The sequence below is a fragment of the Pseudomonas sp. SDO5532_S415 genome (genome assembly GCF_054071155.1).
The window spans coordinates 16,796-30,013 of the sequence record NZ_JBSVWS010000016.1; the positions used below are offsets into that span (position 1 = coordinate 16,796).

Consider the following 13,218-nt stretch of genomic DNA (forward strand, 5'->3'; position numbering starts at 1 on the left):
GCCTCATAGGGGGATTTGCGGCGTCGACAGCACCTGGCGCAGCCCCATGAATGAGCGGATCTGCCGGACGCCCGGCAGGTACAGCAACTGCTCCGCATGCAGCCGGTTGAAGCTCTGGCTGTCCTTGGTCCGCAGCAACATGAAGTAGTCGAATTCGCCGGTCACCACATGGCACTCCATGCAGCCGGAGACTTTTTGCGCGGCGGCCTCGAAGGCGGCAAACGATTCCGGCGTGGAGCGGTCCAGCACCACGCCGATCAACACCACCATTCCCGCATCCAGCGCTTCGGGGTCAAGCAGGGCGACAATGCCCCTGATCAAGCCTGCCTGCTTGAGCCGCTCGACGCGCCGCAGACAAGCCGGTGGACTCAACTTCACCTTTTCCGCCAGTGCCACATTGGAGATCGACGCGTCGCGTTGCAGCGCCTTGAGGATGGCCCGGTCGATGCGGTCAAGCGGTGCAGGCTCCACGGCTTTGTCGTTTGATTTCTTATGGTTGTTTGTTGCGTTCATGATTGTTTACGCGCAATAAAGAGTTATTTGAATGTGTTCTGCGAAAATAATGCTTCTATTAATGGCCTGAACTTGCAACACATATTTTCAGGTTTTTTCTTAAGATTGATTCATCGAAGCCGCCGTGAAAGCGCTTGGATATCTCACTCTTTAAGGATTGGCGCCATGAACCTGAATCGTTTTAAACGTTATCCGTTGACCTTCGGTCCATCCCCCATCACCCCCTTGAAACGCCTCAGCGAACACCTGGGCGGCAAGGTGCAGCTGTATGCCAAACGTGAAGACTGCAACAGTGGCCTGGCCTTTGGCGGGAACAAAACGCGCAAGCTCGAATACCTGATTCCCGAAGCCATCGATCAAGGCTGCGACACCCTGGTGTCCATCGGCGGTATCCAGTCGAACCAGACCCGCCAGGTGGCTGCGGTCGCCGCCCACCTGGGCATGAAGTGCGTGCTGGTGCAGGAAAACTGGGTGAATTATTCCGACGCCGTGTACGACCGTGTCGGCAACATCGAGATGTCGCGGATCATGGGCGCGGACGTGCGGCTTGACGCAGCTGGCTTCGACATCGGCATTCGGCCCAGCTGGGAGAAGGCCATGAGCGATGTGCGGGAGCGGGGCGGCAAGCCGTTTCCGATTCCGGCGGGCTGTTCCGAGCATCCCTATGGCGGCCTCGGGTTCGTCGGTTTCGCCGAGGAAGTGCGGCAACAGGAGAAGGAACTGGGTTTCAAATTCGACTACATCGTCGTCTGCTCGGTGACCGGCAGTACCCAGGCCGGGATGGTCGTCGGTTTCGCGGCGGACGGTCGCTCGAAAAACGTGATCGGTGTCGACGCGTCGGCCAAGCCGGAACAGACCAAGGCACAAATCCTGCGCATCGCCCGGCACACCGCCGAGCTGGTGGAGCTAGGGCGTGAAATCACCGAAGAGGACGTGGTGCTCGATACGCGCTTCGCCTATCCGGAATATGGCTTGCCCAACGAAGGAACACTGGAAGCGATTCGACTGTGCGGACGCCTTGAAGGGGTGCTGACGGATCCGGTGTACGAGGGCAAGTCGATGCACGGGATGATTGAAATGGTGCGTCGTGGCGAATTCCCGGACGGCTCCAAAGTGCTTTACGCCCACCTGGGCGGAGTACCGGCGCTGAACGCCTACAGCTTCCTGTTTCGTAACGGCTGAGAAAACCAGTCGCAAGGAGGTAGACCTGTGGGAGCGAGCCTGCTCGCGAAGAGGGAGGGTCGGTGGACATAGTGTTACCTGACACACCGCTTTCGCGAGCAGGCTCGCTCCCACAGGGATTGTGGTCATTACGGGGAGTTCCACCATGCACGCAATTTCGCAGGCCGCAGTCTGGGTCAAAGAACCTTCGGTGGATGCCGGAGTCGTCATCGTGACCAGCGCCGCGCTGCCCAAATACATGATCGACAAGCTGCATGTGGCCATCGATGACTGGGACCAGGTGGCCTATCTGGTCATCAAGCACCCCGGGGAATTGATGCTCGACTGGCTGCACGCCGGGTCCGGCGCCACGGAGTCGAACCCGAACGCCACGTGCGATGCCAGCCAACTGCTGCGTTGCGTGTCCAAGGAGAGTTTTTTGCTGGATGTCGAAGTCAGCCCGCTACCTGGCCTTACCTGGCTGGGATCGGTCTGCGGCCACAAGCTGCGTGTCTTCGAACCAGGAAAAGCAGCGTCATCCGACACGGCGATGGATCAACAGGTGGAGGCCATTCTATCGGTCACCCGGACGCTGGCCAAAAGCGTATTGCAGGAGCGCTGCTTCACTTAACGAAAGTCATCACCCGTTCAACGGCCGACTCAATCATTCAAACAACAAAGGCAACGCCTATGAGCCAAACTGCCGACTGTCGTCATCAATCCCTGAAGTGGATGCGCGAGCCTTCCAGTGGCACGCGCATCGTGGTCATCGTGTCGGGACTCGATAGCGATCATATTGACCTGATGCATCATGGTTTCAGCTGTTTCGACAACATCGCGCTGATGCACGTCGATACGGCGAACGCCGGGCCTGACAAGCGTGTTGAAGGGCTCATCGATGCGGTAGATCAAGTCAAAAGCCTGGCCCGTACAAGCCCGCCGCCCCCTCTTGAAGCGCTTCCCGACCTGTGCAGGAGTTGCCCATGAACCCGTCCGATATTCATGCCCAATTGCCGGGTCAGTCAGCCGACGATCTCCAGGAAATCGCCGAATGGCGCGAGGCCTTGCTGTCCGTCATCGCCCATGGCGGCACGGCCCAGGCCAGGCAGATCCTCGACATGCTGGTGACCGTGGCGAGCCGTTCCGACATCGGCTGGCGGCCCAGCCACGGCACGCCTTACGTCAACACCATCAGTGTCGAGCACCAGCCCGTGTTTCCAGGGGACCTGGCCATCGAGGAACGTCTGGCCTCGATCATGCGCTGGAATGCCTTGGCCATGGTGGCCAGGGCCAATCACGCCTATGGCGAATTGGGCGGACACATCGCCAGTTATGCCAGCGCCGCGGATCTGTTCGAAGTGGGCTTCAACCATTTCTTCAAGGCTCGCACCGAAAACAGTGGCGGTGACCTGGTGTTCTATCAGCCGCACTCGGCGCCGGGCGTGTATGCCCGGGCGTTCCTCGAAGGACGCCTCGACGAGCGGGACCTGCAGCACTACCGCCAGGAAATCGGTGCGCGCTCGAACGGCGCACGGGGCTTGTCGAGTTACCCGCACCCCTGGTTGATGCCGGACTTCTGGCAGTTTCCGACCGGGTCCATGGGCATCGGTCCGATCAGCTCCATCTACCAGGCGCGCTTCATGCGTTATCTGGAGCACCGGGGCCTGCAGGACACAACGGGCAGGACCGTATGGGGCGTGTTCGGCGACGGTGAAATGGACGAGCCGGAAAGCATGTCGGCGCTGACCCTGGCCGCGCGGGAAGGCCTGGACAATCTGGTGTGGGTGGTCAACTGCAACCTGCAACGGCTGGACGGGCCGGTGCGTGGTAACGGCCGGATCATCGACGAGCTGGAGGCCCTGTTCGGCGGGGCCGGCTGGAACGTGATCAAACTGGTCTGGGGTTCCGATTGGGACGGCTTGTTTGCGCGGGATGCCGATGGCGCGCTGGTCAAGGCGTTGTCGAGCACCGTCGATGGGCAGTTCCAGACGTTCGCGGCGAAGGACGGGCGCTTCAACCGCGAACAGTTCTTCGGCCAGAACGAGGCATTGGCGCACCTGGCGCAAGGCCTGACCGACGAGCAGATCGACCGCCTCAAGCGCGGTGGTCACGACGTGGTGAAGATCTTCGCCGCCTATCAGAGCGCACTGCTCGAAGGCCGCAAACCCACGGTCATCCTGGCGCAGACGAAGAAGGGCTTCGGCATGGGGGATGCGGGCCAGGGCCGGATGACCGTGCACCAGCAAAAGAAACTCGACAAGGATGCGTTGATCGCGTTCCGCAACCGATTCAACCTGCCGTTGACCGATGAGCAGGCCGCCGACTTGAGTTTCTTCAAACCCGACGCAGACAGTGCCGAAATGCGCTATCTGCATGAGCGTCGCCGGGCATTGGGTGGGTACATGCCTGCACGGCCCACCGCTTGCGAACCGCTGGCCGTGCCCGGCATCGACAGCTACGGCGCCTTTGCCATTGCCGCTGAAGGCAAGGAAATGTCCACCACCATGGCCTTCGTGCGGATGCTCAGCGGCTTGCTGCGGGACAAACAGCTGGGGCCGCGCATCGTGCCGATCGTGGCGGACGAAGCACGCACTTTCGGCATGGCCAGCCTGTTCAAGCAGATCGGCATCTACTCCAGCGTCGGCCAGCGCTATGAGCCGGAAGACATCGGCTCGATCCTGAGTTATCGGGAAGCCCTGGACGGCCAGATTCTGGAGGAGGGCATCAGCGAGGCGGGGGCGATCAGTTCCTGGGTGGCCGCCGCGACCAGTTACTCGGTGCATGGCCTGCCGATGTTGCCGTTCTACATCTACTACTCGATGTTCGGCTTCCAGCGCATCGGCGACCTGATCTGGGCGGCAGCGGATCAACGGGCCCGCGGCTTCCTGCTCGGCGCCACCGCAGGGCGCACGACGCTGGGTGGCGAAGGCCTGCAACACCAGGACGGCAACAGTCACCTGATGGCGTCGATGGTCCCCAATTGCCGCGCCTACGACCCTGCCTTCGCCGGCGAATTCGCGGTGATTCTGGACCACGGCATGCGCCAGATGCTGGAGCGTCAGGTGGACGAGTTCTACTACGTCACCCTGATGAACGAAAACTACCCGCAGCCCAACCTGCCTGAAGGTGTCGAACAGGCGATCATCAAGGGCATGTACCTGTTTGCCCGGCATGAATTCGAGGATGCCCGTGGCCGCGTGCAGTTGCTGGGTTCGGGCGCCATCCTGCGCGAAGTCATCGCCGCCGCCGAATTGCTGGCCAGCGACTGGAACATCGACAGCCAGGTGTGGAGTGTCACCAGCTTCACCGAGCTGGCGCGCGACGCCCGGGAGGTCGAGCGCTGGAACCGCCTTCATCCAGGCCAACCGGCACGGCTCAGCCATCTTCAGGCGTCGCTCAACGACCCGGCCCCGATCATTGCCTGCACCGACTACGTGCGCGCCTTGCCCCAGCTGATCGCCAGTTATCTCGATGCCCGTTACACGGTGCTCGGCACTGACGGTTTCGGCCGCAGCGATACCCGCAACCGGCTGCGCACGTTCTTTGAAGTGGATCGCCATCAGATCGTCTTGAGCGCGCTGACGGCCCTGGTTAACGAGGGGCGACTCGATGCCGGTGTCTGTGCCGAGGCCATTGCCCGATATGCCATCGAGGTTGACGGCGTGGCGCCCTGGGAAGCCTGACGCCGGGCTTCGGACCGAATCGAATTTTCAGAGAGTGTTTATGAAGAATGTGCATGAAATTCGTCTGCCCGACATCGGCGATGCCAGGGATGTGGGTGTCATAGAAATCCTGGTCAGGGCCGGCGATGCGGTGGTCGAAGGGCAGCCCCTGATCATCGTCGAGACCGACAAGGCGTCGATGGAAATTCCTTCGACCCACGGGGGTGTGTTGCAGTCATTGGCGGTCAAGCTGGACGACAAAGTCAGTGAAGGCTCGCCGATTGCCCGTATCGAAGTTGATCAGCCAGCGTCGCCGCCGGTGCAAGCGTCGGTTCAGCCACCGCCAGTTGCCCAGCCCGTTGTGATTCACCCACAGCCTGCGCCTGTCGCTTCAGTGCATCCCATTGCCTCAAGACCGGACTTGCCCCTGGCGTCGCCTTCGGTGCGCAAGTTTTCTCGAGAACTGGGGGTTTCCCTGCAAAGCGTTCAAGGCACAGGGCGGCGTCAGCGCATCACCAAGGATGACGTCGCGGCTCATGTCAAAGGTGCGCTGAAGGCGGTGCCTCCCACGGTTTCACCCCTGGGTGATTGTCTGCCGTGGCCGGCGGTGGATTTTGCCAAGTACGGGCCGGTGGAAAGCAGGCCGCTGTCGCGGATCAGGAAAATCAGCGGAGCCAACCTGCATCGCAATTGGGTGATGATTCCTCACGTCACCAACCACGACGACGCCGATATCACGCAGCTCGAACAATTCCGCCAGCAAGTGAACAAAGACAACGCCCGGCTCGGGGTGAAAGTGACGTTGCTGGCGTTGCTGATGAAAGCCTGCGCGGCGGCGCTCAAGCAGTTTCCCGAATTCAATGCCAGCCTCGACGGCGACGACCTGATCCTCAAAGGTTACGTCCACATCGGCTTCGCCGCCGACACGCCCCAAGGCCTGGTGGTTCCAGTGATCCGGGATGTCGATCAAAAAGGCGTCCTGGCGATTGCCCGGGAAATGTCGGAACTGGCGGCCAAGGCCCGGGCGGGCAAGTTGAACGTTGCCGAGATGAGTGGCGGGTGCTTCTCGATTTCATCGTTGGGCGGTATTGGCGGGACGTACTTCACACCGATCATCAATGCACCGGAAGTGGCCATACTGGGCGTCGGTAAAAGTGTCGAAAGACTGGCACTGGATAGGGGCGAAGTGGTTGCGCGTAACATCCTGCCCTTGAGCCTGAGCTGGGATCACCGCGTCATCGATGGTGCGGCAGCGGGGCGGTTCAATGCCTATTTGACGGCGGTTCTGGCGGATTATCGGCGGTTGGTTTTGTAGCCGGGGGCGGGCTGCTTTGGCCAAAAGCGAGCATTCTGTCAGCACAGCGTTTGGGCATTTAGCCGAGCCTGAAACGCGTCGATTGAGTGACTTCGCAGAAAGCGGGGGCAGGACTTTACCTGCCCCCTTGTTGCCTAACCTCGCAGGAAAGCGAGCAAATCGGCGTTGATGGTATCGGCGTTGGTTGTGGGCATTCCGTGTGGGTAGCCCGGGTAGGTTTTCAACGTGCTGTTTTGCAAGAGTTTGGCCGACAAGAGCCCGGAGTTTTCATAAGGCACGATCTGATCATCATCACCATGCATCACCAGCACGGGGATCGTGATGCTCTTCAGATCGTCGGTAAAGTCGGTTTGGGAAAAGGCCACGATCCCGTCGTAATGAGCCTTTGCACAGCCCATCATGCCCTGGCGCCACCAATTCAAGATGATGCCCTCGGACGGTTTTGCACCAGGGCGGTTATAACCGTAGAAAGGCCCCGTCGGGACGTCATGGTAGAACTGTGCACGGTTGGCCTTCAGCTGTGCCTGCAAGTCATCGAAAACCGACTTTGGCAAGCCGCCCGGATTGCCTGGGGTCTGGACCATCAGCGGTGGCACGGCGCTGATTATCACCGCCTTCGACACGCGGTCTTCGCCGTGGCGCGCAATGTAATGGATGACTTCACCGCCGCCGGTGGAGTGGCCCACATGGACGGCACCCTGCACGCCAAGATGGTTGACCACGGCCGCGACGTCATCCGCATAGTGATCCATGTCGTGCCCGTCCCAGACCTGACTGGATCGCCCGTGGCCACGTCGGTCGTGTGCAACCACCCGGTAGCCGTTCGCCAGGAAAAACAGCATTTGCGCATCCCAGTCGTCCGCGCTGAGCGGCCATCCGTGATGAAAAAAGATCACTTGGGCGTCGCGTGGCCCCCAGTCTTTGTAAAAGATCTCAACACCGTCCTGCGTAGTGACATAACTCATGCTCGCATCTCCTGTGGGGTAGGGAGGCCATGACCCAAAGCATTAAACCTGCGTCGCTTGGCTGCCCGATAACTTTAGGTTTAAAGTCAACTTTAAGGTCAACGGCTTTTTTGGGTGGAATATGAGAATAGGCGAACTGGCGAAAATCAGCGGACTGGCGCCTTCACGTATCCGCTTTTACGAAGCGAGCGGCCTGATCAAGTCTGTTGCGCGCAAGGCCAATGGGTATCGGGACTATGCACCTGATACAGAGTGGGTGTTGGAGATCATCACGGGCGCCCAGGCGGCGGGTTTTTCATTGGAAGAAATCCGACAGTTACTGCCAATGAATGCCAACGGCTGGAAGCATGAAGAGTTGCTCAGTGGGCTCAAGCGCAAGGTTGAGGAAATCGAAATCCTCCAGCAGCGGCTGGCCCAGAATAAGGCGCAACTGCTTCTGGTGATCGAGGGCGTTGAAAGCAAGCCTGAAGGCATGGGGTGCGTGGACAACACCCAGTTGTTGCTGCATCGTCTGCGCGAGGAAGGTGTGGCGCCAGTACCACGTGGCCGTGATAGTGCGTCGTCCGAGCCAGTGTGACCTGTCAGGCTCGTGACGCCTGACAGGTTTTTGCCGGATCGTTGAATCAGACAAACAGCAATTGGCCGAACGCGGTCCCTGGATGAACGTCTTGTCTTGGCCAGCCCCCCTTCGATACTGGCCGATTTATCCCTGCCGACCGGGTCTCTGGCAATGCATGAGAGGCCGCTCCCGGTCACCCAATCCTCAGCGCGACCTGTCAACAGCGCCGTTGCTCTAACTTCGCAAAAACCTCAAAGCAGCCGATCAATGGCAGAATCACCTCAACTTGACCGTTTTGGAGAACACCATGCTTCGTGCGTTTGAACGAAGACTCGACCCCTTTCCTCCCGACGAGGTACCACCGCCACCCGAAGGCCTGGCTCGGTTCCTGTGGGCCTGTACGCGGGGCGCCCGCGGTTACATCCTGATGTTTGCGCTGCTCAGTGCCGGCGTGTCGATTTACGAAGCCTGGCTGTTTTCCTTCCTGGGCCAGGTCGTGGACCTGCTCTCGACCTGGCAGGCAGGTGGTGAAGCGGCTGCGCAGGAAAGTCGGGTGTTGTGGGGCATGGGCATCGTCATGGTGACCAGCGTCGGGCTGGTGGCGTTGCGCACCATGGTGCAACACCAGATATTGGCGATTAACTTGCCGTTGCGGCTGCGCTGGGACTTCCATCGCCTGATGCTGCGGCAAAGCCTTTCGTTTTTTTCCGATGAGTTTTCCGGCCGGGTCACGACCAAGGTGATGCAGACGGCGCTGGCGGTGCGCGACCTGTTGTTCACCCTGATCGAGATCGCACCCGGGATCGGCGTGTATTTCATTGCGATCATCGCGCTGGCCGGCGGCTTCGCTTTGAAACTGATGCTGCCTTTCGTTGCCTGGGTTGTGTTGTTCGGGCTGGCCATGGGGTACTTCGTGCCTCGCCTGGGGAAAGTCGGCCAGGAACAGGCCAATGCGCGGTCGATGATGACCGGGCGTATCTCGGACGCCTACACCAACATCACGACGGTGAAGCTGTTCTCCCACTCCAATCGTGAAGCGCACTTCGCGCGTGCGGCGATGGAGGATTTCAAGCAGACCGGCTTTCGCCAGATGCGCCTGGTCAGCCAGTTCGAGATCGTCAACCAGGCGTTGGTGGTGGCGTTGATCATGGCAGCCGGTGGCTATGCGCTGTGGCTATGGCATCAGGGACAGGTCGGCGCGGGTGCCGTGGCGGCCATCACCGCCATGGCGTTGCGTATCAATGGCATGTCGCACTGGATCATGTGGCAAATGACTTCGTTGTTCGAGAGCATCGGCACCGTGCAGGATGGCATGGAGACCCTTACCCGCGGGCCAAAAGTGAAGGATGCGCCGGACGCGGGCGTGCTGGTGACCTCCGGTGGCGCGGTCACCTTCGATAACGTGAGCTTCAATTACAACGGCGAACGCCAGGTGCTCGATGGCCTGAGCCTGAGCATCCGTGCGGGCGAAAAAATCGGCCTGGTGGGCCGCTCTGGCGCCGGCAAGTCCACGTTGATCAACTTGCTGCTGCGCTTTTATGACGTCGACAGCGGGGAGATTCGCATCGACGGCCAAAACATCGCAAACGTGACGCAAGACAGCCTGCGCGGCGCCATCGGCATGGTCACCCAGGATACCTCCCTGCTGCACCGTTCCATTCGCGACAACATCGCCTACGGTCGTCCCGATGCGACCGACGCACAAATCCGCAACGCCGCCGCCAATGCCCAGGCCGATGAGTTCATCCGCCAACTGAGCGACCGGCAAGGCCATACCGGCTACGACACCCTCGTGGGTGAGCGTGGCATCAAACTGTCGGGCGGCCAGCGCCAACGCGTCGCGATTGCCCGGGTGATGCTCAAGAACGCCCCGATCCTGCTGCTTGACGAGGCCACCAGCGCGCTGGACTCGGAAGTCGAAGTGGCCATTCAGGAAAGCCTCGATGAAATGATGCAGGGCAAGACCGTGATCGCCATCGCCCATCGACTGTCCACGATTGCGGCCATGGACCGGCTCATCGTCATGGATGACGGCCGCATCATCGAACAGGGCACCCACGCCGAATTGCTCGCGAAGAACGGCGTTTATGCGCGGCTGTGGCAGCATCAAAGCGGCGGGTTCCTGGGGGAGGATCAGGGCGTGGTCGAGGCGATGGATCAGGCGTGAGCGTGATGGCGGTGTATTAATTATTCCGGGTTACGCGCCCTGCGGTACTAGCGATGGTTGCGATAGCGTTCAGTCAAGGACTGCACGCGGTTGACGTAGGATTGCGTCTCGGCGTAGGGAGGTACCCCGTTGTATTCGACCACGGACGCTTCGCCGGCGTTGTAACCTGCCAACGCCAGCATCTGGTTGCCGTTGAAGCGCTTGAGCAGCCAGGCCAGGTAGCGCACGCCGCCACGAATGTTTTGTCGTGCGTCGAACGGATTGTCCACGGCGAAGCGCTCGGCGGTGGTGGGCATCAACTGCATCAGCCCCTGGGCGCCTGCTTGGGAAATGGCGTTGGGGCGAAACGCCGATTCGGCGTGAATCACTGCGCGGACCAGCGCCCTGTCGACACCATAAAGACCTGAAGCGGCTTCGATCTCCCGCCGATAGGATTGAGTGTCCAGGCGCAGCGAGGCGACCTTGAAATCCTTTGGCGCCATGCACAGATAGCAGCCCTTGATGTAATAGAGCTCAAGGACATCGACCCGTGCGGAGATCCCGACGGGGCGCCGGCTCACATATTGACGAATCCCCCGGTGGATGAAGGTGTACACCCGGATCCGCACCGCGCCTGGGTCATCGTCTCGCACAATCCGTGGCTGGGCCAATGCCTTGGCGCCGACACTGGTGTCCGCCATGCCATTGAGGCGAGTGCAGCGGGCGCTGGCGATGGTTTGGCTGGTGTAGCTGATGGCTCCGTCCCTGGTTTGGCACTTGAACATGGCGCTGGCGCACAGTGGAGCGGCCAGCAAGGCCAGCTCGATGCCGCCAAGAAGGCTCTTGCGAGCCCATCGCCATGCTCTGGAACTCATCACATCGCTCCGTGTCGCAGGCGCCGATCAGGCCTGGGGCGCCTGGCCCGGGCGCTGCCTTTGGAGGGCCTGTTCCGGGTGACCGCCTTTTGTTCTGATAGTTATACCCCTTGTAACCGGCCTTGGAACTTGCGTTGACGTACGGGCTGCCGGCGTTCCAAGGCGAGGTAATTCTGATTGCTCGCACGACGCGTCGGGTTGATCAAGTGGGCGTAAAAAGAGGTAGGTTTTAAGAGTGCTCAATGACTGCTTTTGGTCGGTATGGGCAGTATCAATCGGCCACAGCTTTGCGACTCAAGTCTTCGGCTTCCGGTTCCAGTAAGCGTCCCGAAGCGCCGTGAAAAGCGCGACGTCGCCTTCGAAGAACCACTTGGCGCTCTCGGTATCCGGCAAGCGCGGCAACTGCGCATCTTGTGCAATCCCCAAAATTTCACGAGCTGCCCACGAACCGCAAGCCGCAATCCGCTGGACGTCGTCGCGGTGATTGGCAAGTACGTACTCGCGCCAATAAGGGATGTCTTTCAACACGCACAGCACGATGTGACCCAACGAGTCGTAGTCGACCCAGTTGTGCTCAGTCGGATGAACCTCGCCCCCAAGACCTCGGCCGTCCAGGCTCCTCCAGTAGTCAGCGCCGTCACCGAGCAGCAGACGTTCAGCATTCCATGAGTCATTCAGCAGCGTATGCGCCCGGTTCAAATTGAAGCGGCCACGAAACTGCTGCTTGTCGGCGCACTCGTGCACGAATCGTTCGGTGAGCAGGTGCGCGTGCACGTCGAGCTGCCGGAGGTTATGCCCTTCGGGGGTCGACATGAACTGTGCATAGTCGAACTCATCAAAAAAGTGGCGCACTTGCTGGTGTCGGATATGCCCCAACTGCGATAACGTCGGGATGAGCGCCATCGAAACCTTCGACAGCCTTCGCGCGCAGGCCGCAAATTGGAGCACGGCCCTGAACTCTGGCGCAGCCAGAAAGGCCGTGAGTGAGAGTGCAATAAGTTTCTTGATCGGCGCCTCCAGATTGGCACCGGGTTGCTGGGCACCCAGCCAGGCAGGCATCCAACTGGCCTCACGTCCTGACTTGCCGAACTCGATGAGGGTTCGTAAAGCCTGCGCCACGTAGTGGTCGTTCAAGTTCCCAGGATGGTCCGGAAACATCGCGTACATCAACTCGAACGCGCCCGGCTTCGCCTTGTCCACCAAAGACTTGGCGACAACCCCCAGGCCGGACGCTGTCTGACTCGAAAAGAACTCGGTCGCAACAATGTCTCTGATAGATGCCTGTTCAAGCGCGCTGCGCCACTGCGCGTCTTGATCAGTGGAGGGCTTCACCTTGCGCCAGTTGTCGTACACCTTCGTCCGCGCGTCCTGCACCCGCCGCTGCATGGCATCCGAAAACTCCTCAATTCGGCCAGGCGTCATCTCCAGTTGCAGGACGCGGCTGGCAACCCTGAGCGCGCGGCGCTTCTGGAAGAACCAAGCCTGCCACGGACCGAGTAGAGCCTGAAGCACGTGGAACTGCTCCGGCAGCTTTTTGACCTCCACGCGCGCGGCTGGCTTGGTGACGCTCTCATCGCGGTCGTACACCTCAAAGACTCGCCCGTCGCATAGCACAACGAGAGCAGCGTCGATTTCCGGATGCACCGCATACAGCAGCGCCTGTTGCAGTTCCGCTGAGGTGAATTTCAGCGGCTTGCGCTTAACCTTCTTAGCCTCAATGATCCAGAAGGCTTGTGACCACAAAGTCATTCGGTAGTCGATGAACAAGTCGCCGTCGGCAACCTTCAGGTGCTTTTCACGCTGCGTGGAGAAATAGGTCTCCTTGGCATAGCCCAGGACTCGGATGACGGGGTCAATGATCTCCGCCCGGACGTCTTCCTCCGAATAGGTCGAGACGTCGTACTTCGAAATGCGCTCCAGCTCCGCCGTCTGCTCGGGGGTTAGCGGCCGTAGCGCCTTCGAATGAAGCAGCAACTCGCTGATGTCAGCAGCGGTTTCGATTTGAGGGCGTTTAGTGGTCAT

Annotated in this window: 11 protein-coding genes; 7 read left to right on the plus strand and 4 right to left on the minus strand. The window is 60.3% G+C overall.

Annotated elements, in window-relative coordinates; all coding sequences use genetic code 11:
* Positions 1 to 3: 3 nt before the first annotated feature.
* On the minus strand, positions 4 to 513 hold the full coding sequence (locus ACW9HW_RS07105) for an Lrp/AsnC family transcriptional regulator (protein WP_457399120.1): 510 nt from the start codon (positions 511 to 513) through the stop codon (positions 4 to 6).
* Between the two features lie 165 nt (positions 514 to 678).
* On the opposite strand from ACW9HW_RS07105, the gene ACW9HW_RS07110 reads away from it, so the two are divergent.
* From ACW9HW_RS07110 to ACW9HW_RS07130, 5 genes are all read left to right on the plus strand, one after another.
* Positions 679 to 1,695 carry a 1-aminocyclopropane-1-carboxylate deaminase gene (locus tag ACW9HW_RS07110; protein ID WP_095195256.1) on the plus strand — a complete coding sequence of 339 codons (1,017 nt, stop codon included), beginning with the start codon at positions 679 to 681 and terminating at the stop codon, positions 1,693 to 1,695.
* Between the two features lie 145 nt (positions 1,696 to 1,840).
* Positions 1,841 to 2,305: a transketolase gene (locus ACW9HW_RS07115; protein WP_457399123.1), complete on the plus strand. Its 465-nt coding sequence runs from the start codon at positions 1,841 to 1,843 to the stop codon at positions 2,303 to 2,305.
* A 59-nt stretch (positions 2,306 to 2,364) separates the two neighbouring features.
* Positions 2,365 to 2,661, plus strand: coding sequence for a hypothetical protein (locus tag ACW9HW_RS07120; RefSeq protein WP_095195258.1), 297 nt, complete (start codon positions 2,365 to 2,367; stop codon positions 2,659 to 2,661).
* Positions 2,658 to 5,357, plus strand: coding sequence for an alpha-ketoglutarate dehydrogenase (gene mdeB / locus ACW9HW_RS07125; protein ID WP_457399125.1), 2,700 nt, complete (start codon positions 2,658 to 2,660; stop codon positions 5,355 to 5,357). Before ACW9HW_RS07120 ends, mdeB begins: the two co-directional genes overlap by 4 nt.
* Before the next feature lie 40 nt (positions 5,358 to 5,397).
* Positions 5,398 to 6,651, plus strand: coding sequence for a dihydrolipoyllysine-residue acetyltransferase (locus ACW9HW_RS07130; RefSeq protein ID WP_095195260.1), 1,254 nt, complete (start codon positions 5,398 to 5,400; stop codon positions 6,649 to 6,651).
* Positions 6,652 to 6,785: 134 nt separating this feature from the next.
* Here ACW9HW_RS07130 and ACW9HW_RS07135 read toward each other — a convergent pair whose 3' ends face one another.
* Complete coding sequence (locus ACW9HW_RS07135) at positions 6,786 to 7,616, minus strand: alpha/beta fold hydrolase (RefSeq protein WP_095195261.1); 831 nt, start codon at positions 7,614 to 7,616, stop codon at positions 6,786 to 6,788.
* Between the two features lie 121 nt (positions 7,617 to 7,737).
* Between ACW9HW_RS07135 and ACW9HW_RS07140 the strand changes: the two genes are divergently transcribed.
* Positions 7,738 to 8,193, plus strand: coding sequence for a MerR family transcriptional regulator (locus ACW9HW_RS07140; RefSeq protein WP_095195262.1), 456 nt, complete (start codon positions 7,738 to 7,740; stop codon positions 8,191 to 8,193).
* Between the two features lie 289 nt (positions 8,194 to 8,482).
* The gene (locus ACW9HW_RS07145; RefSeq protein WP_457399128.1) at positions 8,483 to 10,342 is read left to right on the plus strand and encodes an ABC transporter ATP-binding protein; all 1,860 of its coding nucleotides are present in this window, start codon (positions 8,483 to 8,485) and stop codon (positions 10,340 to 10,342) included.
* Between the two features lie 47 nt (positions 10,343 to 10,389).
* On the opposite strand, the gene ACW9HW_RS07150 is transcribed toward ACW9HW_RS07145, so the two are convergent.
* Positions 10,390 to 11,196 (minus strand): lytic transglycosylase domain-containing protein, encoded by an 807-nt coding sequence (locus ACW9HW_RS07150; protein ID WP_457399129.1) that lies wholly within the window; start codon positions 11,194 to 11,196, stop codon positions 10,390 to 10,392.
* A gap of 294 nt (positions 11,197 to 11,490) precedes the next feature.
* The gene (locus ACW9HW_RS07155; protein WP_457399131.1) at positions 11,491 to 13,218 is read right to left on the minus strand and encodes a hypothetical protein; all 1,728 of its coding nucleotides are present in this window, start codon (positions 13,216 to 13,218) and stop codon (positions 11,491 to 11,493) included.